24 protein-coding genes are annotated in these 20,877 nt (G+C 70.8%); 5 read left to right on the top strand and 19 right to left on the bottom strand.

Going from position 1 to position 20,877, the window contains the following annotated elements:
- Positions 1–87: 87 nt before the first annotated feature.
- The 6 genes from HB662_RS13795 to HB662_RS13770 all read right to left on the bottom strand — a co-directional run bounded on the left by HB662_RS13795 (position 88) and on the right by HB662_RS13770 (position 4,935).
- On the bottom strand, positions 88–246 hold the full coding sequence (locus tag HB662_RS13795; RefSeq protein WP_168050395.1) for a hypothetical protein: 159 nt from the start codon (positions 244–246) through the stop codon (positions 88–90).
- Complete coding sequence (locus tag HB662_RS13790; protein ID WP_168050394.1) at positions 243–734, bottom strand: DUF1003 domain-containing protein; 492 nt, start codon at positions 732–734, stop codon at positions 243–245. Before HB662_RS13790 ends, HB662_RS13795 begins: the two co-directional genes overlap by 4 nt.
- A gap of 69 nt (positions 735–803) precedes the next feature.
- Entirely contained in the window at positions 804–1,556 is a 753-nt protein-coding gene (locus HB662_RS13785; RefSeq protein WP_168050393.1) for an SDR family NAD(P)-dependent oxidoreductase, read from the bottom strand.
- A gap of 134 nt (positions 1,557–1,690) precedes the next feature.
- A complete protein-coding gene (locus HB662_RS13780; protein ID WP_168050392.1) occupies positions 1,691–3,199 on the bottom strand; it encodes a tripartite tricarboxylate transporter permease in 1,509 nt (502 codons plus the stop codon).
- Between the two features lie 13 nt (positions 3,200–3,212).
- Entirely contained in the window at positions 3,213–3,701 is a 489-nt protein-coding gene (locus HB662_RS13775; RefSeq protein WP_245185642.1) for a tripartite tricarboxylate transporter TctB family protein, read from the bottom strand.
- Positions 3,702–3,960: 259 nt separating this feature from the next.
- Positions 3,961–4,935, bottom strand: a complete 975-nt coding sequence (locus HB662_RS13770; protein ID WP_168050391.1) for a Bug family tripartite tricarboxylate transporter substrate binding protein — start codon at positions 4,933–4,935, stop codon at positions 3,961–3,963.
- 124 nt (positions 4,936–5,059) lie between these two features.
- On the opposite strand from HB662_RS13770, the gene HB662_RS13765 reads away from it, so the two are divergent.
- Positions 5,060–6,235: a M20 metallopeptidase family protein gene (locus HB662_RS13765; protein ID WP_168050390.1), complete on the top strand. Its 1,176-nt coding sequence runs from the start codon at positions 5,060–5,062 to the stop codon at positions 6,233–6,235.
- Positions 6,232–7,215, top strand: coding sequence for a ketopantoate reductase family protein (locus tag HB662_RS13760; protein ID WP_168050389.1), 984 nt, complete (start codon positions 6,232–6,234; stop codon positions 7,213–7,215). The genes HB662_RS13765 and HB662_RS13760 overlap by 4 nt, the downstream gene beginning before the upstream one ends.
- Here the strand turns inward: HB662_RS13760 and HB662_RS13755 are convergent.
- Positions 7,197–8,129, bottom strand: coding sequence for a hypothetical protein (locus tag HB662_RS13755; protein ID WP_171970248.1), 933 nt, complete (start codon positions 8,127–8,129; stop codon positions 7,197–7,199). The two genes, HB662_RS13760 and HB662_RS13755, sit on opposite strands and share 19 nt — an antisense overlap.
- Before the next feature lie 71 nt (positions 8,130–8,200).
- On the opposite strand from HB662_RS13755, the gene HB662_RS13750 reads away from it, so the two are divergent.
- On the top strand, positions 8,201–8,791 hold the full coding sequence (locus HB662_RS13750; protein ID WP_168050387.1) for a cytochrome b: 591 nt from the start codon (positions 8,201–8,203) through the stop codon (positions 8,789–8,791).
- Between the two features lie 15 nt (positions 8,792–8,806).
- On the opposite strand, the gene HB662_RS13745 is transcribed toward HB662_RS13750, so the two are convergent.
- Positions 8,807–9,028, bottom strand: coding sequence for a hypothetical protein (locus HB662_RS13745; protein WP_168050386.1), 222 nt, complete (start codon positions 9,026–9,028; stop codon positions 8,807–8,809).
- A gap of 128 nt (positions 9,029–9,156) precedes the next feature.
- Between HB662_RS13745 and HB662_RS13740 the strand changes: the two genes are divergently transcribed.
- Entirely contained in the window at positions 9,157–9,489 is a 333-nt protein-coding gene (locus HB662_RS13740) for a DUF1491 family protein (protein WP_168050385.1), read from the top strand.
- A 3-nt stretch (positions 9,490–9,492) separates the two neighbouring features.
- Here the strand turns inward: HB662_RS13740 and upp are convergent, their stop codons facing one another.
- The 10 genes from upp to HB662_RS13690 form a co-directional block, all read right to left on the bottom strand.
- Positions 9,493–10,125 (bottom strand): uracil phosphoribosyltransferase, encoded by a 633-nt coding sequence (gene upp, locus HB662_RS13735; protein ID WP_168050384.1) that lies wholly within the window; start codon positions 10,123–10,125, stop codon positions 9,493–9,495.
- A gap of 25 nt (positions 10,126–10,150) precedes the next feature.
- A complete protein-coding gene (locus HB662_RS13730) occupies positions 10,151–10,855 on the bottom strand; it encodes an MOSC domain-containing protein (RefSeq protein ID WP_168050383.1) in 705 nt (234 codons plus the stop codon).
- Entirely contained in the window at positions 10,852–13,824 is a 2,973-nt protein-coding gene (locus HB662_RS13725) for a peptidoglycan -binding protein (RefSeq protein WP_168050382.1), read from the bottom strand. The genes HB662_RS13730 and HB662_RS13725 overlap by 4 nt, the downstream gene beginning before the upstream one ends.
- A 21-nt stretch (positions 13,825–13,845) precedes the next feature.
- A complete protein-coding gene (locus HB662_RS13720) occupies positions 13,846–14,985 on the bottom strand; it encodes a flagellar motor protein MotA (RefSeq protein ID WP_168050381.1) in 1,140 nt (379 codons plus the stop codon).
- A 4-nt stretch (positions 14,986–14,989) separates the two neighbouring features.
- Complete coding sequence (locus tag HB662_RS13715) at positions 14,990–15,430, bottom strand: OmpA family protein (RefSeq protein ID WP_168050380.1); 441 nt, start codon at positions 15,428–15,430, stop codon at positions 14,990–14,992.
- A gap of 127 nt (positions 15,431–15,557) precedes the next feature.
- Positions 15,558–16,412, bottom strand: a complete 855-nt coding sequence (locus HB662_RS13710; RefSeq protein ID WP_245185641.1) for an inositol monophosphatase family protein — start codon at positions 16,410–16,412, stop codon at positions 15,558–15,560.
- Between the two features lie 157 nt (positions 16,413–16,569).
- Positions 16,570–17,139, bottom strand: coding sequence for an elongation factor P (gene efp / locus HB662_RS13705; protein WP_168050379.1), 570 nt, complete (start codon positions 17,137–17,139; stop codon positions 16,570–16,572).
- Between the two features lie 72 nt (positions 17,140–17,211).
- On the bottom strand, positions 17,212–17,643 hold the full coding sequence (locus HB662_RS13700; protein WP_168050378.1) for a type II toxin-antitoxin system VapC family toxin: 432 nt from the start codon (positions 17,641–17,643) through the stop codon (positions 17,212–17,214).
- Positions 17,640–17,906: a type II toxin-antitoxin system Phd/YefM family antitoxin gene (locus HB662_RS13695; protein WP_209443284.1), complete on the bottom strand. Its 267-nt coding sequence runs from the start codon at positions 17,904–17,906 to the stop codon at positions 17,640–17,642. The genes HB662_RS13700 and HB662_RS13695 overlap by 4 nt, the downstream gene beginning before the upstream one ends.
- A gap of 60 nt (positions 17,907–17,966) precedes the next feature.
- The gene (locus HB662_RS13690) at positions 17,967–18,971 is read right to left on the bottom strand and encodes a lysine-2,3-aminomutase-like protein (RefSeq protein WP_168050376.1); all 1,005 of its coding nucleotides are present in this window, start codon (positions 18,969–18,971) and stop codon (positions 17,967–17,969) included.
- A 53-nt stretch (positions 18,972–19,024) separates the two neighbouring features.
- On the opposite strand from HB662_RS13690, the gene epmA reads away from it, so the two are divergent.
- On the top strand, positions 19,025–20,158 hold the full coding sequence (epmA, locus tag HB662_RS13685; protein WP_168050375.1) for an EF-P lysine aminoacylase EpmA: 1,134 nt from the start codon (positions 19,025–19,027) through the stop codon (positions 20,156–20,158).
- Here epmA and HB662_RS13680 read toward each other — a convergent pair.
- Positions 20,144–20,869, bottom strand: a complete 726-nt coding sequence (locus HB662_RS13680) for an FkbM family methyltransferase (protein ID WP_168050374.1) — start codon at positions 20,867–20,869, stop codon at positions 20,144–20,146. The two genes, epmA and HB662_RS13680, sit on opposite strands and share 15 nt — an antisense overlap.
- Positions 20,870–20,877: the final 8 nt, after the last annotated feature.

Here is a 20,877-nt window from a genome sequence, read left to right as displayed (position 1 = left end):
CTATCCGGCCGGGCCCGTCCGCTGGCAAGCCCGCTGCATGGCTGGCAAGCCCGCTGCGCGGGGGGGCAGGCCCATTGCGCGGCGGAATCACTTCTTCCGGGTCAGGGCGAGTGCCAGCACGATGGCGGCGATGATCAGCACCGCCACCATGCCCTCCACCACCGCGAAATTCGGCGCATCCCGCGCCACGAACAGGGCGGTGATGGCGCCGGCGGCGACCAGCAATCCGCGCAGCAGCAGGCTCATCCGCGTTCTCCTTCCGGCCGGCGGCCTTCCAGCACCTCGATGCGGTCCAGGGCGCGGCGCAGCATATCCGTGATCTCGGCCAGTTGCTTCTCCCGCAGCAGGTCGATCTTCTCGTGCAGCAGGGTGATGTCGGCCTCTGCCCGCAGGTTCACCTGGTAGTCGGCGACGGAGCGTTCGCGATCCAGGTCGGATTGCCGGTTCTGGCTCATCATGATGATCGGCGCGGTGTAGGCGGCCTGGAAGGACAGGACCAGGTTGAGCAGGATGAAGGGGTAGGGGTCCCAGCCGCCGGGGCCGACGACGGCATTGGCGATGATCCAGGCCGCCAGCAGGGCGGACTGGATCAGGATGAAGCGCCAGGACCCGACCCGCGCCGCCACCGCATCGGCCAGCCGGTCCGCCAGCCGGGGCGGGGCGGCGGCATTGCTCCGGCGGTGCTTGGCGCGGGCGATGGTGCGGCGCAGATGCGTGGGGCGCGGGTGGGACATGGCGGGTGATCCTGCAACCGAGGCGAAGCTACACGCTTGGCGCAATCTCCGCCCCGCGGCCTGCGCGGGTCAGTGGCTGAAGCGGTGCGTGCCGCCATCCACATGCACCACCTGCCCGGTGATGTAGCGGGCGCGCGGGGAGCAGAGGAAGCACACCAGCACGCCGAGGTCGTCCGGCTCGCCGATGAAGCCGACCGGCACTTCCTTCTCCGCCCAGGCCTGGCGGGCGGCTTCATCCGGCAGGATTCGGGCGTCGATCTGTTCCGAACGCAGACGGCCGGGTGGCACCGAATTCACCGTGATGCCGTCCCGGCCCAGCTGGCGGGACAGCGCCTTGGCCCAGATATGGACGGCGCCGTTCGGCGCATTCGCGGCGTTGATGATGTGCGGCTCGTCGCTGCCGGTGATGTTGACGATGCGGCCGAATTTATTGGCCTGCATGGCCGGGATGATGGCGTGGGCCATGCGGCGGCCGGCGTGGAAGTTGATCTCCATCGATTCCTGCCAGACCTCCTCCGGCCCCAGATCCGCCTGCGGGCGGCTGCCGCCGGCGTTGTTGACCAGGATGTCGCAGCGGCCGAATCGGGCCAGCAGGGCGTCCCGCGTGCGCTCGGCGGTGCCGGGGTCGGTCACGTCCTCGGCCAGAAGCAGAGGTTCGGCGGAGGCGGGCAGGGTGGCGGCGAATTCCTCGAGGCGGTTCATCCGGCGGGCGAGCAGCGCCAGCTTGCAGCCTTCCTCGGCCAGCAGGCGGGCGATGCTGCGGCCGAGGCCGGCGGAGGCGCCGGTAACCAGGGCGACCTTGCCGGTCAGTTGCAGGTCCATCGGTGCGACTCCATGCGGGTTCGCCGCAGGGTGCGTCCGGGACCGCGCAAGCGAAAGGGGCCGCCCCTTGCGGAGCGGCCCCTTCCTTCGACTGCGTTGGTAAAGGCGTCAGCCGCCCTCGGCGCCCAGCGGCGTCAGCCGCCTTCGGCCATCGCCTTTTCCTTGCCGGAGCGCAGGCCAGGCAGCAGCATCGCCAGCAGGGCGATGGCGGCGATGGCGAGCATCGAGGCGGAGATCGGACGCTCGATGAACACCATGATGTCGCCGCGGGACAGCAGCATGGCGCGGCGCAGATGTTCTTCCATCATCGGGCCAAGCACGAAGCCGATCAGCAGCGGGGCGCCTTCCAGCTTCAGCTTGGAGCAGAGGTAGCCGAAGATGCCGAACAGGACCATCAGGTAGACGTCGAAGACGTTGTTGTTGATGGAATAGATGCCGATCGAGCAGAAGATCATGATCGCCGGGTACAGGTGGCGATACGGCACTTCCAGCAACTTCACCCACATGCCGATCATCGGCAGGTTGATGATGACCAGCATCAGGTTGCCGACCCACATGGAGCAGATCAGGCCCCAGAACAGGTCCGGCTGGGCTTCCACCATGCGCGGGCCCGGCTGGATGCCCTGAATGATCAGCGCGCCGACCATCAGCGCCATCACGGCGTTGGCCGGGATGCCCAGCGTCAGCAGCGGAATGAAGCTGGACTGCGCCGCCGCATTGTTGGCGGCCTCGGGGCCGGCCACGCCCTCGATCGCGCCGGTGCCGAACAGGTGCCGGTACTTCGAGACCTTGCGCTCCACCATGTAGGAGCCGAAGGCGGAGAGCGAGGCGCCGCCGCCCGGCAGGATGCCGAGCACGGTGCCGAGCGCGGTGCCGCGCAGCACGGCCGGGACGGCGCGGCGGAATTCCTCGCGCGTCAGGTACAGGCTGCCGACCTTGTTGGTCATCACGTTGCGCGATTCGGGGCGCTCGAGGTTCAGGATGATCTCGGCGATGCCGAACATGCCCATGGCGATCGCCACGAAGCCGACGCCATCCGAAAGCTCCGGCACGCCGAAGGTGAAGCGCTGCTGGCCGGTCTGCACGTCCGTGCCGACCAGGCCTAGGCCGACGCCCAGCACCACCATGCCGATGCCCTTGACGATTGAGCCCTGCGCCAGCACGGCGGAGATGATCAGGCCAAGGAACATCAGGGAGAAGTAGTCGGCCGGTCCGAAGGACAGCGCGACGGAGGTGAGCAGCGGGCCGGAGGCCGCGACCACCACCGTGGCGACGGAACCGGCGAAGAAGCTGCCGAGCGCCGCGGTGGCGAGCGCCGCTCCCGCGCGCCCGTTGCGGGCCATCTTGTAGCCCTCGATCACGGTGACCACCGAACTGACCTCACCGGGCAGGTTCAGCAGGATGGCCGTGGTCGAGCCGCCATACTGGGACCCGTAATAGATGCCGGCCAGCATGATGATGGCGGTGGTCGGCGACATGCCGAAGGTGATCGGCAGCAGCAGCGAGATGGTGGCCACCGGGCCGATGCCCGGCAGCACGCCGATCGCCGTGCCGATGAAGGCGCCCAGCAGCGCGAAGGTCAGGTTCTCGAAGCTGAACGCGACGCTGAACCCGAGGGCGAGGTTCGCGAAAAGGGTTTCCATGGATCGTTTTCCCTCAGTAGGCGAAGTAGGTCGGCCAGACCGGGATGCGGATGTCTAGCCAGTAGATGAACACCAGCCAGCAAAGCGCGACGAGGAAGGCGATCAGCCCCAGCACGCCAAGGGGCTTGTGGGTTCGATCAGCCAGGGACGAGATCGCGATGGTCACCGTCAGGGTCAGCAGCATCCCGGCCTTTTCGAGGATGAGGCCAAAGACGCAGATGGCGGCGAGGATCAGGAACATCTCCCGCCACGCCCAGCGGTCCAGCTTGTCCGGCCCGCTGAACAGCGCAAGGCCCATGATGGTGATGCTGAGGAAAAACAGCAGCCCGAAGGCCAGCATCGGCATGTAGCCCGGGCCCATGCGGCGGGCATTGCCCAGCGTATGATCCAAATTCAAATACAAGCCGGCGACGGCAAAGGCCAGAAGTACCAGCCCCGCCGCCAGGTCTTTCGCGTTGATCTTCATCCGCACCTCGTTGTTGCCCGCCCCGCCGCGGGACAAGTCCTGATTTCCGACCCGCGGGGCGACCGAAGGTCACCCCGCCACTTCCTAAGGCCCGCATCGCCCGGTGCCGTAGCCGGCCCCCGCAACACCCGCCGGAGCCGCATGCGGCACTGGCTGGGCGCTTGACGCGACGGACCGCCAGCCTGGCGCCGGCGGCCGTTTTCGAGGCGAACCCTAATCATCCCGAACGATCACGCCAACAGATGATGTCCGGACATGCGCAAGATAAATTACCGAACCTTCATTAACCGTCCTGCTAACCGACGGTGGCGCCCGAGGCCCGCACCACGGGGGCCCAGCGCGCCACTTCCTCGGCCACGAAAGCGGTGAACTCCGCCGGGGTCATGTTGCCCGCGGTGCCGCCCAGCTCGGCGAAGCGCTGCTGGCTCGCCGGCGTCGCGATCACCGCCATGATCTCCCGGTGCAGCCGTTCCACCACAGCGGGCTGCATGCCGGCCGGGCCGGACAGGGCAAACCAGGATGTGCTGGACAGGTCGAAGCCCTGCTCGCGGAAGGTCGGGACATCCGGGAAGGCCGGGTGGCGTTCCGCGCTGCTGATGGCGATGGCGCGCACGCTGCCCTGGCGGATATGCCCGGCGGCAGAGGGCAGGCTGTCCGACATCATCGGCACCTGGCCCGCGATCACCGCCGTCATCGCCGGGCCGGCGCCGCGGAACGGGATGTGGGTATGCTCGATGCCCGCGAGTTCGGAGAAGCGCACCAGCATCAGGTGGTTGGAAGACCCGGCGCCGGAAGACGCCATGTCCAGCCCGCCGGGCTTTGCCTTCGCCGCCTGCACCAGATCCGCCAGGTTGTTGATCTCGCTGCGCGGATTGACCACCCAGACGGAGGGGTTGGTGATCACCATGGCGATATGGGTGAAGGAGGTCACCGGGTCGTAGCGCAGGTTGCCGTACAGCGCCGGGCTGATCGCGTGGCTGGCGATATTGCTCATCACCAGGGTCTGCCCATCCGGCGCCGCATCCGCCACCACCTGGCTGCCGGTGGTCGCCCCGGCGCCGGGGCGGTTCTCCACCACCACCGGCACGCCGATGCGCTGCGCCAGGCCATCCGCCACCAACCGGGCGGTCAGGTCCGTGCTGCCGCCGGGCGCGAAGGGAACCACGATGCGGACGGGGCCGGAGGGCCAGGCCTGGGCGCGGGCCAGCCGGGGCATCGCCAACAGGGCGGCACCGGCGGCAAGCGCGCGTCGCGTCAGTTCTCCGGCCATGGATGTTCTCCCGTGATGTTGGCACGCCTATGCACGGTGCTTCCGAGCCTCGCAAGCCGCTCCCTTTGTGATGACCGCTTCTTCACCTACCATTCCGCCATGAAATTGCGTGGAGCAGCCCCCAATGCGCATCAATGATCCCGAACGGCGAATTCGCGAGGATGCAGACGGCATCACGGCTGCCCTGGTGGCCATCCGTCGCGACATCCACGCCCATCCCGAACTCGCCTTCGAGGAGACACGCACCGCGGGTATCGTCGCCGCCGAACTCGCGCGGCTGGGCATTCCCCATGTCACCGGAATCGGCGGCACCGGCGTCATCGGCACCATCGAGGGCGGCCGCCCGGGCCCGACCCTGGCGATCCGCGCGGACATGGACGCGCTGCCGATCCATGAGGAGACGGGGCTGGAATTCGCCAGCCGCCACAACGGGAAGATGCATGCCTGCGGGCATGACATCCACACTGCGACGCTGCTCGGAGTTGCTTCGCTATTGAAGCATCTCGCGCCGATGCTGGCCGGCCGGGTGAAGCTGGTGTTCCAGCCGGCGGAGGAAGTGCTGCAGGGCGCGGCGGCGATGATCGCCGATGGCGCGGCGGAGGGAATCGACCTCGCGCTCGGTTTCCACAACCAGCCCGACCTGCCGGTCGGTCGGTTCGGCTTCGCGCGCGGCGCCTGCCTCGCCGCATCGGACCGCTTCGACCTGTCGATCCGCGGCAAGTCTGGTCATGCCGCGCATCCCTATGCCGCGGTCGATCCGATCGTCGCCGCCAGCGCCTTCGTCAGCCAGGTGCAGACCGTGGTGAGCCGCGAGGTGAAGCCGCTGCATCCGGCGGTGGTTACCATCGGCGCCTTCAATGGCGGCACCACCTACAACATCATTCCGGAGCGCGTGCACCTGAAGGGCACCGTCCGCACGCTGCATGAGGCAGCGCGGGACACGGCGCAGGCGGCGATCCGCCGGCTGGCGGAGGGGCTGCAGACCGCGATGCGCGTGGAGTGCACGCTGGACTACCAGCGCATGGTGCCGCCGCTGGTGAATGAGGATCGCGTCATGGCCCCGGTGCTGGCCGCCGTGCGCGCGCAGTTCGGCGACGTGGTCGATGAAGGCGAGGCCTCGATGGGCTCCGAGGATTTTTCCGAATTCGCCGCGCGGGCGCCATCCTTCCATCTGCGGATCGGCAGTGGCGCGGCGGGGCGGGACGACCGGCTGCACAATGCCTTCTATCAACCGGACGAGGCCTGCATCGGCAATGGCGTGCAGGCCCTGACGCGCGCGACGCTGGAGCTGCTGGCATGAAGATCTGTGTCTATGGCGCCGGTGCCATCGGCGGCCACATCGCCGGCCGCCTGGCGCGCGGCGGGGCGGAGGTTTCCCTGGTGGCGCGCGGCGCGCATCTGGCGGCGATCCAGGCCAATGGTCTGACCGTGCAGGCACATGACGGCACGCATCACAGCCGCCCCAAGGCCAGCGCCGATCCGCGCGAGCTGGGGCCGCAGGATGCGGTGATCGTCACGGTGAAGGCGCCGGCGCTGCCCGATGTCGCGGCCGGCATCGCGCCGCTGCTCGGGCCGGAAACCGCTGTCGCCTTCGTGATGAACGGCATTCCCTGGTGGTACTTCCTCGGCGTGAACGGCCCGCATCGCGACAGGCGGCTGCCGGCGGTCGATCCCGGCGGCGCGCTGGAATCCGCCGTGGGCCTGCCGCGCACCATCGGCGGCGTGGTGTATTCCGCCGCCGAGGTGGTCTCGCCCGGCGTGGTGCACAGCGAACACGGCAATATCCGCGTCATCCTCGGCGAGCCGGATGGCCGCATCTCCGACCGCGCGCGGGCGATCTCCGCCGCGCTGGAGGCCGGCGGCATGCCGTCCCCGGTGACGCCCGACATCAGGCAGGAGGTCTGGGCCAAGCTGCTCGGCAATCTCGGCAACGGGCCGCTCTGTGTGCTGGCGCGCCGCGGCGTGCGGGACACCTTCGCCGACCCGCTGCTGCGGGAGGCCGGACGGCGCAGCGCGGAGGAGGGCAGGGCGATCGCCGCGGCGCTCGGCGTGGTGCTGACCGACCAGCATGTGGCGCGCGTGGCCGCCTCCAACATGGCGCACAAGCCCTCCATCCTGCAGGATCTGGAACTCGGCCGGCCGATGGAGATCGACGCGCTGTTCGATGCGCCGCTGCAACTGGCGCGACTGACCGGCACGCCGGCGCCGCAACTCGAATTGCTGGTGGCGCTGGTCAAGCAGGTCGCGCGGGCGGCGAAGCTTTATCCGGACATTCCATAGGGCAGGTCCGTCTGGCCAAGCACCCAGCCCTCCCACCGCCGGATCCAGGGATCATCCGGAATGTGGTCGGGCCGGGCGCCGTCCAGCACCGCGACCAGCGCCAGCAGGCCGAGCACGCAGTCCAGCCGATCCTCCCCGGCCGCATCGGCGCCGAAGCCATTCTCCAGCTCCGCGGCGAGCGCCGCCGAGGGTTCCACGCGCAGCCTTTCCATGGCGGCGCGCAAGGCCGGGGCCAGGGCGCGGCGCGGCGTCTGCATCCGCTTGCTGCCGGCCAGCTTCAGGCCGAGCTGGCGCAGCGCCTCGGCCGGATAGACCTCGGCCAGCGCCACCCGGCCGGGTGCGAGCAGCCCGTGCAGCGGGCCGGCGAAGGGCCAGAACGAAACCGGCGCGCCGGCGGCCAGGGCCGGCGCGATCCAGTCCCGCCAGGCGGCGATGGCGGCCTTGCCGGATTGGTTGGCGCCCAGCGTCCAGAACACCGGCGCGCCTGCCGGCCGCAGCGCGGTCGCCCGGTCGCATAGCCGCGACAGCCCGGCCGGCCCCGCCAGGCCGAGCGCGGCAGCATGGCTGGCGCGCGTCATGCCCTTGATGCCGCGGGCCGGGTAGAAGGGCTGCGCGGCGGAGACCTCGGCCAGCGTCGCGGCGACGCGGAAGAATTCCGGCCGCGCCACAAGCCCGGCGAGGAATTGCGGAAAATCCACCTCCGCCCGCCCCGCCGCCCAGTCCCGCGGCACGCCGAGCGGCAGGTCCAGCCCCAGCGCCACCGGCCTTCCATCGGCCAGCAACCCGGGCAGCAGTTGGGCGGTATCGCCGACCAGGCGCGGCGCCTGCGCGTGCCAGATGGCGCCGCGACGTTCCGCCAGCGCCATCCAGCGCTTGCCCGGCGCCATGGACCAGTCGGCATGGGCGGCAATCATGCCGGTTTCGCTTTCATCGGCCGGACCTCGCCATGCCATAGTGCCGGGGCAGGACCCAAGGATACGTGCACATGGAGATGGCCACCGGATCGCCGATGCAGCCGCCGATCAAGGGCCAGGATTCGCTGCATCCGGATGGCCAGTATTCGGCGCTCGCAAAATGGTTCCACTGGCTGACGGTGCCGCTGCTGTTCACCGCGCTGGCCACCGGCCTGGTCATCCGCTTCATGAAGGATGACGCGAAGATGCCGTTCTACGCGCTGCATGAAAGCCTCGGCCTGCTGATCCTGGGGCTGGCCCTGGCGCGGCTGGCCTGGCGCGGCATCGCCCGGCCGCCGGCGCTGCCGGACCACCTGCCGCGGGCGATGCGCGCGGCCGCCGCCGGGGTGCATCATGCGCTGTATGCGGCGCTGATCATCCAGCCGCTGCTCGGCTTCATGACCACCAATGCCTATGGCTTCCCGCTGCAGGGCCAGACGGCCTTCCTCGGCTTCATCGACCTGCCGAAATTCATGGAGGCGGCGCCCGGCCTGGCCAATGTGCTGCATTGGGGGCACAGCCTGATCGGCTGGGCCTTCCCGTTCCTGCTGGCCGCGCATATCGGCGGCGCCATCTTCCACCACGCCATCCGGCGCGACGGAACGCTGTTGCGGATGCTCTGAGGCTATCGGGGACCGCTACTTGATGGGCTTGTGGGCGCGGTCCATCAGCCGGCCGAACCAGCCCTTCTTCTCCGGCTCCTTGGCCTTCGCGGCCTCGGCCAGCTTCGCCGCGGATTCCTCGGCGCGGTTGCGGCGGGCCTTCTCGGCCAGCCACTTGTCCAGGCTCATCCCCGCCTTTGCCGCGCGCCTGGCCTCGTAGGCGCGCTGTGCCTCGGTCAATTCCTCAGTCTTCGCCATGGCGACCTGTCTCCGTCCGCCGGGTCAATGGCGCGGCGGCGGCCGCTTCGCAAGCGTGCCGGTGGCCGCTTCCTCCCCTGGTCCGGGACGGGGTTGCGCGGCAGGGCGCATGCGCGGAGAATTGGCGAATGGACCCGAAGGTAAAAGCAGGCATCTGGGTTTCCATGGCCCTGCGCCTGTCCGACATCGCCGGCCGCTCCGGCGCCGTGCTCCGCAAGGGTGACCCGGATAGCGGCGGCATCCTGTGCGTGCTGCGGGCGCGGGATGCCATGGTGGTGCTTTCCCAGGTGCGGGATGCCGAGGGCCGGCCGGCCTGGATGCGCGGCACCGGCCTGGTGCCGGTGGACCAGCCGACGGCGGATGCCTATGTCGAACGACAGGTGAAGCGCGACCCGGATCTTTGGGTGGTGGAATTCGACTCACCGGACCTCAAGCCGCCTTTCGAGGCCCGGCTGATCTGAGGCCTATTCGACCGTCCCGAAGCAGCGGTCCCCGGCATCGCCCAGCCCCGGCACGATGAAGCCGCGATGGTCCAGCTTCTCATCCAGCGAGGCCGTGTAGATCGGCACATCCGGATGCGCGGCGGAAAGCTTCGCCACGCCCTCGGGCGCCGCCACCACGCAGACGAAGCGGATGCTCGGCGCGCCGGCCTCCTTCACCCGCTGCACCGCAGCCACCGCGCTGCCGCCGGTGGCCAGCATCGGGTCGAACAGGATGGCGCCGCGCGAGCGGACCTCGGGCGGCATGCGCAGCATGTACTGGCTGGGCTTCAGCGTGTGCTCGTCCCGCACCAGGCCGACATGGCCGACCGGTGCCTCCGGCAGCACCTGCATGCCGCCCTCCATCAGCCCGAGGCCGGCGCGCAGCACGGCGACCAGAACCGGCTCCGGCGCCGCCAGCACCTGGTGGTCCATCTCGGTCAGCGGGGTGGTGATGCGGGCGATACGGCTGGGCAGGGCGCGGGTCGCCTCCAGCGTCAGGATCGCGCCGATCTCGGCCAGCAGCTTGCGGAAGCGGGGGGAGGGGGTGGCGGCATCGCGCAGTTCCGCCAGCCGATGGGCGAGCAGCGCGTGATCGACGACATGCAGCATGGTCATGGGCTTGAATCCGAAGCTGGAAGGATCAGGCGAGCAACCGGACCGGATCGCCGACCCGGATCATGCCGAGCCGCGCGGCCGCGGCATACATGCCGAGATTGCCGCCGAAATGCTGCGCCACGCTGCGCAGCACCCCGGCATCGCGCTGGGCCGTATCCGGGCAGATGGTGACCATGGCGCAGCGCGGTGCCGGGTCCGCCACCAGCAGCCGCGCGCCGCCGCCGAATTCCAGCATGCGCCCGGCCCATTCGGTATCCGGCGCGTCGCTGTCCACCAGAATGTTGATGCGGAAGCGCCGCGCATCCAGTGCCGCGCCATGCAGGCTGTCGAGCATCGCGAGGCTGGCCGTGGTGATGACGGAGACCGGCATCGCATCGAACACGCCGCGGCCCATCTGGATCAGCTGGGAGGGCTTTCCGGAATCGGCCGAGAGCCGATCGGCCAGCGCCGGATCGCGCAGGTCGAAATCCGCACCATCCGGCGCCGCGACCTGCACGGCGGAGTTGCGTGTGTCCTCGGGTGTCACGAAGCGCGGGCGGTAGCGCACCATCCCGGACAGGTCGCGCCCGGTCAGCCAGGGGAAGCGGCCATGGTGGCCCTGCTGCACGAAGGCGTATTGCCGGTCCCCCGCCAGCCCGGTCCAGCGCAGCTCCGCTTCCGGCAGCGATTCGCCGGCCATGGATTTCACCGGGAAGCGGGCGATGCCCAGCACGGTGCCGGCCAGGGTCATCGCGCCACCGTCTCCACCGCCAGCATCTGCACCGCCACGCGCCGTCCCTCGCGGCGCGCCGCTTCCACGGCGCTGCCCAGCGCCGCAGCGAAATCCGGCAGTGCTTCCGACTCCGGCCTGGGCGTCGCGAACAGCGGCCCGTCGCTGGCAATGGCCACCACCACATCCATGCCAAAGGGCGCATCCGCCACCCAGCCCGGCCAGCCCGGCCGCGGCTCGCCAAGCCGGATACGGGCGCCCGGCGCCTGCGGCGGAAGCTGTTGCAGCCGATAGGCATTGCCGCTGGCCGAGAGATAATACAGTTCGACCTGCCCGCCCCAACTGGGCGCGGCGAGATCCAGCCGCAGCGGCGTGCCCTGCACCAGCGGCCCGCGGCCGACCAGGTCCAGCCGCAGCGCGGCCGGGCCGCTGGCGGGCGGCACCTGGCGCAGCGCCTCGATCACCTCGCAATAGGGGCCGCTGAAGCCGCGCACCTCCATTGCCGCCGGCGGGGCGCCGCGGGCCTGCAGCGCGCTACGCAGGCTGGCCTCCGTGCCGCGCCGGGCGAGGCCGGTGATGCGCGGCGCGCCGCCCGTCTCGACCACGGCGAGGCGGGCGCAGGCCTGCGCCTCCGTCACCTCGCCCAGGATGCGGCGCAGCTCGCCGGCCGGGCGGGCGGGGGCGGCGCCGGTGGGCGCGGGCTCCAGCCGCAGCTCGATCCGCCGGTTGCGCGCCAGGGCGTCCGGGGCGTCGCTGTCATCCAGCGGCTGCGTATCGCCGAAGGCGACGGCGGCGACGCGGTTGGAGGGCAACCCGGCATCGATCAGCAGCCGCGCCACGGCGATGGCGCGTGCCGCAGACAATTCCCAGTTGCTGGCGAAGCGGCCGCCGGCACGGATCGGGCTGCGGTCTGCATGGCCGTCGACGCGCAGGATCCAGCCGAGGTCGCTCGGGAATTGCCGGGCGAGGTCCAGCAGCACGCCGCCGATGTCGCGGATCTGCTGCTGCCCGGCAGGGGACAGGTCCGCCGAGCCGACCGGGAACAGCACTTCCGACTGGAAGACGAAGCGGTCGCCGACGATGCGGACCTCCGGCCGGTCACCCAGCACCTGGCGCAGCCGGCCGAAGAAGTCGGAGCGGTAGCGCTGCAATTCCTCGACCCGCGCCGCCAGCGCCACGTTCAGCCGCTGGCCGAGGGCGACGATCTGCGCGTCCTTGTCGCGCCCTGAATCCTCCGCCGCATCCAGCGCGGTGGCAACGCGGGAGAGTTCGCGGCGCAGCGCCTCCAACTGCCGGGTCAGCACCGCCACCTGCACGCGGGCGCTTTCGGACAGGCGGCCATATTCGCCGGCCTGCGCTTCCGCAGCCGCGCGGCGCCGTTCCTCCTCCGCCGCACGGCGGCCGGCCTCGGCGGCAAGCTGCGCGGCGGCGGCGCGGCCCTGTTCGGCCTGGGTGGCGCGGGCTGTGGCCTGGCCGAGCAGTTCCAGCGCCTCCTGCCGCGCCGCCTCGGCGGTGGCACGCTGGCGGGATTCATCCTCGGCGCGGGCCAGCGCCTGTTCGGCCTGGCGCTCGAGCTGGTCGCGCAGCGCCTCCAGCCCACGGATCTGGCTGCTGAGCCGGGCGATGTCGGACAGCCGCGCCTCGATGGTGGCGCGATCCGCCGTGACGGTCTGGTCGAGCCGCGCCGCTTCCTCCCGCAAGGCCGCCACATCGCGGCGGGCCGCTTCCAGGCTCTGGCGCGCCTGGGCGAGTTCGGCGGCCAGCGCCGCGGCTTCCCGCTGGCGCGCCGCCAGTTCCTCCGCCGTCGTGGCGCGGGCTGTGCGTTCGCTGGCGAGGTCGCGGGTCAGCGCCGCCGCCTGGGCCTGGGCCGCCTGCAGGGTCTGCCGGGCGGCGGCCAGCTCGCGTGCCAGCGCCTCGGCTTCCTGCCGCCTCGCCTCGATCTGCTGCGTGGTCAGCGCGCGCACCTCGGCCAGCTCGCGTTCCGTCGCCGCACGCGCCTCGCCAAGTTCGGCCAGGTCACGGCGCGCCACGTCGAGGGCGGTGCGGGCGGTGGCGAGGTCGCGGGCCAGCGCCTCCGCCTCCTGCCGGCGGGCCTCGAGCTGCTCGGCCGACAGGGCGCGGGCCTCGGCCAGCTCCCGTTCCGTGGCACCCCGGGCGGCGCGTTCGCCGGCGAGGTCGCGGGACAGCGCCTGGGCCTGGGCGCGCGCCTGTTCCAGCGTGCCGCGCGCGGCGGCGAGGTCGCGTGCCAGGGCCTCGGCTTCCTGCCGCCGCGTCGCCAGTTCCTGCGCCGTCGCATCCCGCGCCGCGCGGGTTTCCTGCAGGCTTCGCTCGGTCGCCGCCAGCGTGTCGCGTTCCGCCGTCAGGTCGCGGCCGAGCGCCTGCACTTCGCCGCGCGAGGTCGCCAGGTCGCGCCGCACCGCCTCCAGCGCCGCGCGTTCGGCAGCCAGCAGGCGCTGCGCGTCGGTCAGGGTGCGGACGGTGCGGGCGGTGTCGCCGCCGGCGGCCTCGACGCGCGCCTGGGCCTCCGCCAGCCGGCCCTCCAGCTCCGCGATCCGGGCCGTGCCGTCCCGCGCCGAGACTTCCAGGTCCGCCAGGCGGGCGGAGAGGCGGGAGCGTTCGCCACGCGCCGCGTCGCGTTCGCCGACCAGCCGGTCGCGTTCCTCGCGCAGCGCGGACAGACCCTCCAGCGCCGTGTCGCGGGCGACGATGGCGGCGCGCAGGTCATCGGTCAGCCGGTCGAGCGAGAGCCGCAATTCCTCCGCCTGGCCACGTTCCAGGGACAGCAATTCGGACAGTTCACCGACCTGCCGGTTCAGCCGGTCCAGCGCCCGGTCGCGCGAGGACAGCGCGACGGACAGGAACCCCTGGCCGAGCACGAAGACCAGCAGCACGAAGATGATGACCATGAGCAGCGTGGACAGCGCGTCCACATAGCCTGGCCACGCATCCAGCCCGCCGCCGCCGCGCCTGCGCCGCCCGCCGAGTGCCATGTCGCTAGGCGGCCCGCGCCGTCACCGCGGCGGCTCTTCGGCCAGGGCCGCGATGGTGCGGGCGAGGATCTTGATCTCGTTGCGGATTTCCGTGGTGGCCTGCATCCGCCCCTGGGTCATCTCCTCCAGGATGCGGGCGAGGTAGAGCTCCTGGTTGCGGATATGCCCGCGGGAGGCATCGTCCAGCGCACCCTGGGCATTGGCATCCGCCATGCGCTGCAGGGTGGGGGCGAGCTGCGCCTGGCTTTCCGCCATGCGGGTCATCAGCACCTGGCTGGCGCGCATCTGGTCCGCCAGGATGGAAAGCCGCTCCGTCAGCGTCATCAGCGCCTGGTTCGACTGCGCGCGGCCATCCTCGCCACGGCCGATGGCGCGCTGCAGCTCCTCCATGTTCTCGGCGGATTGCTCCAGCAGCGCCTGGACATAGGCGGGCATCGAGCCCTCGCCTTCATTGCCCAGCGCGCCGGAGGACAGCCGCGTGGCGCCGGCCAGCCAGTCTTCCAGCTCGGAGTAGAAGCGGTTCTGCGCCTGCCCGGCGGTGAGGTCGAGGAAGCCCAGCACCAGCGCGCCGGCGAGGCCGAGCATGGAGGAGGAGAAGGCGATGGACATGCCGCGCAGCGGCTGCGCCAGACCCTGCTTCAACTGGTTGAACAGCGCGTTGATGTCGCCCGAGCCGACCGACATGCCGCCGATCACGTCCGACACGGCGGCAATCGTCATCAGCAGGCCCCAGAAGGTGCCGAGCAGGCCAAGGAAGATCAGCAGGCCCGTGGCGTAGCGGGACAGTTCCCGGCTTTCATCGAGGCGGGAGGAGATGCCATCCAGCACGCTGCGCATCGCCATGGCGGACAGCGACAGGCGTTCCGACCGCCGCCCGGCGAGCATGCTGGCCATCGCCGCCAGCAGGCGCGGCGGCTTGCGGGCGGGGGCGCCGGGGGTGGGGTTGCGGAAGGCCTCCAGCCACTCGACCTCCCGCGTCAGCACCAGCACCTGGCGGATGTTCCAGGCGATGCCCAGCAGCAGAACCAGTGCGATGACGCCGTTCAGCATCGGGTTGGCCGCGAAGGCGGTGGTCAACTCGCCCACCAGCAGCCCGACCAGCACCACCACCGCGGCGAGGAAGGCGAGCATGCGCCAGAGGAAGACGGTCGGGCTGGTCATGCCGCTACCTCGTATTCCGCGAGGCGGAGCCGGAATCGGCTCGCGGCACGCCGGGTGGAAGGATCTCCGCGATATCGACCGGCGGATCGCGCCGGCCCAGCGCGCGGATATCGATGCGCGTCGCCGGCACCCCCGCCGCCACCAGCACATCCCGCACCGTCGCGGCACGCGTGAGCGACAGGCGGCGGGCGAGGGAGGCATCGTCGGCCGGGCTGCTGGCCTGCGCCTCCACCGTGATGCGGCCGCGCGCCAGGGCGGCGAGGTTGGCGGCGAGGCCGGGGGCGAGGCCCGCCAGCGCATCGCGGGTTGCGGCATCCAGCGCGGATTCGCCGGGCGCGAAGCCCAGCCGCCAGCCGCCCTCGGCCCGCACGGACAACCCCTGTTCCGCCGCCACCGGGGCGGCGAGCAGAACGAGCAGGACGGGGATGAGGGCGCGGCGCATCATTCTGCGCCGGAGGCTAAAGCAATACCCCGGCGGTGCAAATCATCCCCGTAGGTGTTTGCCGGCTGATTTCAATATCTTCTTGCGCCAGCGTCTTCTTGCGCCGGTGTATTCCCGCGGCGCGCCAGGTTCAGCCCGTGATGGAGGCCCGGTGCGCCTGCGCGGCGGCGATGCCATCGGCCACCACCTCCCGCAGCTTCGGGTGCAGCGCCTGGTTGCCGCAGACCACGTCGCCGGTCTCGTAGTGGGTTTCGCCCCCGGCCGGGTCGGAGAGGAAGCCGCCGGCCTCCTTCACGATGACCAGGCCGGCCGCGATGTCCCACTTGTTCAGGCCGAGTTCCCAGAACCCGTCATACCGCCCGGCCGCGACCCAGGCGAGGTCGAGCGCCGCCGCGCCGAAGCGCCGCACGCCGGCCACCTGCGGCATCAGCCGCCCCAGCGTGGCGCTGAATTCCGCCTTGCGCTGCACCTTGGCGAAGGGAATGCCGGTGGCGAACAGGGCGGAGCCCATGTCGCGGCGGGCGGAGACGCGCAGGCGCTTGTCGTTCAGATAGGCGCCCATGCCCTTCTCGGCCCAGAACATCTCGTTCCCCGCCGGATTATAGATGCAGCCGGCCATGAGTTCGGAGGTGTTCTCGCCGGTGCGCTTTTCGACGCCGACCGAGATCGCCCAGTGCGGGATGCCGTGCAGGAAGTTGGTGGTGCCGTCCAGCGGGTCCACCACCCAGCGCCATTCCCAATCCTCGTTGCCGGAGGTGCCGGATTCCTCCATCAGGAAGCCCCAGCCGGGGCGGCCGCGGGACAGTTCCTCGCGCAGCGTCTGCTCGGCGCGGAGGTCCGCCTGGCTGACGAAATCGCCAGCGCCCTTGGCGGTGACCTGCAGGGATTCGACATCCGCGAAATCCCGCAGCAGCCGGCGGGCAGCCTTCTGCATCGCGGTCTGCAGGACCGACATGGCGGGGGACAGGCGGGGGGAGACGGCCATGGGGCGAGCGATTCCGGATTGAATGAGCAGATATTGGCGAGGTCCCCCTCACCCAACCCTCTCCCCCCGTCGGGGGGAGAGGGCAGCGCAGGCTTGGCGCGCAGCGCCTAGCCGAAGCGGGTGAGGGGGGCTTCCCGCTGGAAAAGAAGGACCGAGCTTAGCTCTTCGCACGCTCGTAGTAGCTGCCGTCTTCGGTCTTCACCACGATCTTCTCGCCGACCGTGATGAAGGGCGGCACCATGGTCTTCACGCCGTTGGACAGCATGGCGGGCTTGTAGCTGCTGGTGGCGGTCTGGCCCTTCACCACCGGATCGGCTTCCACCACTTCCAGCGTCACCTGCTCCGGCAGCGTCATGGCGACGGGCTCACCCTCGATCAGGCGCACGCCGACCGTCATGTTCTCGACCAAAAACGGCAAACGGTCGCCGAGGATTTCCTTCGGAACCTGCGTCTGCTCGTAGTTCTCCGGGTCCATCAGGACGATCATGTCGCCCTCGGCGTAGGAGAAGGTGAACTCCTTGTCCTCGGTCATCAGCCGCTCGACCGTATCCGCCGTGCGCCAGCGCTGGTCCTTCTTGGCGCCGGTCTTGATGTTCCGCATGTCCACCTGGATGATCGCGTTGCCCTTGCCCGGGATCATGATGTTCTGGCGGATGATGGTGTAGCGCTGGCCCTCGAACTCGATGACCATGCCGGCACGCATCTGGTTGGCCTGCATCTTCGCCATGGTGGGGTAGTCCTGAATGAGCGGTGGGGAATGTGGGGCGCGGATACAACGGCGGAGGGCCAGGGGCAACCTTCAGCAGGCGATGGTGGCGAGGTGCCCGGCCCGGCCATAGGCCAGAATCAGCCCGTCGCGCGTGACCAGGGGCAGGCCACGGTCGCGGGCGGTGGCGATGATCAGGCGGTCGCCGGGGTCGCCATGCAACTCGCCGGGCAGCCAGGAGGCATCGACCGCCGCGCCCGCTGAAAGCGGCGCTTCGCGCAGGCCAGGGGCGGCCATCAACCGGGCGAACCAGGTCTTCGGGTCCGGCAGGAAGGTCATGGCGGCAGCGCGAGAGGGACGCGGCCGCGCCAGCAAGCCGATCTCCCAGGCGGAAACCGGCGAGACGAAGATGCCCGCGCCATTGCCCGCCTGCTGGATCGCGGCCAGGGCGGGGGCGGCCATCGGCGCGCCGGTGGCCAGCCAGATCACCGCGCAGGTGTCCAGCAGCACGCCGTCCCGGCTCATCCGTGCAGCTTGCCCTCGGCGGCGGCGAAGTGTTCGTCGGCGATCGGGGCTGTCAGGTCGAGGCCCTCGGGGATCACCACGCTGTCCCGCATGAAGCCGTGCAGCCCGGCGACGGCCGCGGCCGGGGGCGTCGGTGGGACCAGCACGGCGACGACCCGGCCGCGCTTGGTCACCTCCACCCGGTCCCACTCGCCCGAGCCGACGCGGTCGAGGATGTCGAGGCAGGTGGCCTTGAACTCGGTGGCGCTGATGAGCTTGGGCATCGGGCGGGCCTGGGTGGTCATTTCAGATGACCATATGGGCTTCGGCGCGACGTCCAGCAATCAGGAATCGCGCCACACCGGCCCCACCACCGCCTTCCCGCCGCCGTTCGGCCGTTCCTGCACATAAGTCGGCCAGGCCAGCCCCGTCACCCGGAAGCGCAGCGCCGCCAGCAGCGCCCGCCCTTCCTCCGGCGGCACCTCGAAGCGCGCCGTCCCCGGGGCCGGGTCCAACTGGTGCAGGTAATACGGCTTCACCCGCCCGCGCAGCATGGCCCGGAACAGATCCTCCAGCGCCTCCGCCTTATCATTCACCCCCCGCAGCAGCACGGACTGCCCGAGCAGCACCACCCCCGCCCCGGTCAACTGCCGCAGCGCGGCCATCGCCTCCGCCGTAAATTCCCGCGCGTGGTTGGCGTGGACACACAGATACAGCGGCTTCTCCACCGTCAGCGCCGCCGCCAGCGCCGCATTCACCCGCGCCGGATCGGCCACCGGAACCCGCGAGTGAATTCGTAAAATCTCGATATGCGGAATGGCCGCCAGGCGTTCCAGCAGCCAGGCCAGGCGGCGCGGGCTGAGCATCAGCGGGTCGCCGCCGGTCAGGATCACCTCCCGCACTTGCGGGGTCCGTTCGAACCAAGCGATCGCGGTTTCCAGCTGTTCCGTCGTCAGCAGCCCGCCATCCGGCCCCACCACCTCCCGCCTGAAGCAGAAGCGGCAATAGACGGGGCAGGCGAGCAGCGGCTTCAGCAGCGCGCGGTCGGGGTAGCGGTGCACCACGCCGGGCACCGGGGTGAAGGGCGCATCCGCCGTCGGATCCTCGATCTCATGCGGCGCGGTGACCAGTTCCGCCGGGTCGGGGATGTATTGCGCCACGATCGGGTCGCGCGGGTCGGCCGGGTCGATCAGCGCGGCCATCGCCGGCGTCACCGCGATGGCATAGCGCGCCTGCACCGCCTCCAGCCCCGCCAGGTCGGCGGAAGGCGGCAGCAGCCCGGCCTCGGACAGGGAAGCGGTATCGCGCAGGGTGCGGGAAAGGTTTCGGGCGGCGGCGGGATGGGGCATGGTTGGGCCTGCTAAACCCCAACCTCCCAGCCGCAACAAGGGGGAACGCGCCCATGCCCGAGGCTCCGATCGCCGCCACCGCCCCGCGACGCGCCTGGACCCGAGAAGGGCTGGCCGCCCGGCTGCCCTTCCTGCGCCGGCGCGCGGCGCTGACGGCCGCCACCCGCCATTTCTTCGCCGCGCGCGGCTATATGGAGGTGGAGACGCCCTGCCTGGTTCCCGCCCCGGGGATGGAGGTGCATCTGCGTGGCTTCGCCACCGAATACCGCCCGCATCTCGGCATCGGCCAGGACAGCACGCTGTGGCTGCGGACCTCGCCCGAACTCGCGCTGAAGCGGTTGCTGGTGGGCGGCGCGGGGAAGGTTTTCGAACTCGCCCGCGTCTGGCGGAACGGGGAAGCCAGCCCGCACCACGCGCCCGAATTCACCATGCTGGAATGGTATGCGCCGGGCATGGACCTGGCCGGGATGATGGAGGAGACGGAGCTGCTGCTGCGTTCCGTCTGCCCAGGCCTGGTCGGCCAGGGGGAGGTTACGGCCGATTTCGCGCTGCCCTTCGAACGCCTGACCATGGCCGAGGCCTTCAGCCGCCACTGCCGCGGCATGGACATCCTCGGCACCATCGATGCCGCGACCGGAGAGGGCGATGCCGCGAAGCTGCGCGCCAATGCCGCCCGCGCCGGGCTGCATGTGCCGGAGAGCGATGGCTGGGAAGACGGCTTCTTCCGCCTGGTGATGCGCTACATCGAACCCGCCATCGGCCGCGGCCGCGCCACCTTCCTCACCCACTGGCCCGCCCCGCAGGCGGCGCTGGCCCGGCGCGACCCGCGCGATGGCCGCGTCGCCCTGCGGTTCGAGCTGTTCGCCGCCGGGCTGGAACTCGCCAATGCCTTCGAGGAGCTGACCGACCCGGTGGAACAGCGCGCCCGCTTCGAGCGCGACGTGGCCCAGCGCCGCGCCGAGACGGGCGAGGAAGGCTGGGACGTGGACGAGGATTTCCTGGCGGCGCTGGAGGCGGGCATGCCGCCGGCCTCCGGCATCGCGCTCGGCTTCGACCGGCTGGCGATGCTGGCCAGCGGCGCGACGGAGATCGAGGATGTGCTGTGGCTGCCCGCCATCCCGCGCGCGGCGGCCACTGCCCTGGCGCCGCCGCCGAAGCTGCTGGCGGCGCCGTCAGCCGTAGGATAGCGCCGCCTGGATGGCGGCGGAGCGTTCCGCCGGCCAGGCGAAGAAGGTGAAGACGTAGGGATCGCTGGCGGCGAAGACCGCCGGGTCCGGCGACGCCACCTGCATCGTCGCGGCGTCGAAGGCGGCGTGCGGCTGCCATTCGCCATGCAGCGCGAACCAGGTCTCGTAGCCGAGGCCCGCCAGCAGCGCCGGCACGTCGCGCGTGCTGCCGGGGCGGTGGCGTTCCTCCACCTCCAGGCTCAGCACCGGGCGGCAGCGGGCCAGGGTGGCGCGGGCGCCTTGCAGCACCTCCTCCTCGAAGCCCTCGGCATCCAGCTTCACATGCCGGAGGTCGGGCAGGTCCAGCGCATCGATGGTGGTCACCGCCACCTCATGCCGCAGCACGGTGACGGAGCCGAAGCCGGCATAGGTCTTGGCGGTGGAGGCCCATTGTTCCTGCGCCACCCCCTCCAGTACCGGCACGGACAGGGTCAGCCGCCCGGCTTCGGCGCCGAGCGCCACGGGGTGCAGCCCGATATGCGGCGGGATGCTGCCGTATTCGGCGCGGATCGCGGCTTCCAGCCGGGCGAAGGCGCTGGGCAGCGGCTCGAAGGCCAGTATGCGCGCACCGGGCAGGCGCGACAGCGGCAGGGTCAGCAGCCCGTCATGCGCGCCCACATCCAGGATGCTGCCGGGCTGGTGCAGCCTGGTGTGGAAGGTCAGTTCATCCATGCAGCCGC

It is taken from the genome of Falsiroseomonas frigidaquae, from assembly GCF_012163145.1.
Classification (GTDB): Bacteria; Pseudomonadota; Alphaproteobacteria; order Acetobacterales; family Acetobacteraceae; genus Falsiroseomonas; species Falsiroseomonas frigidaquae.
This window is presented reverse-complemented; position numbering and strand designations above follow the sequence as displayed.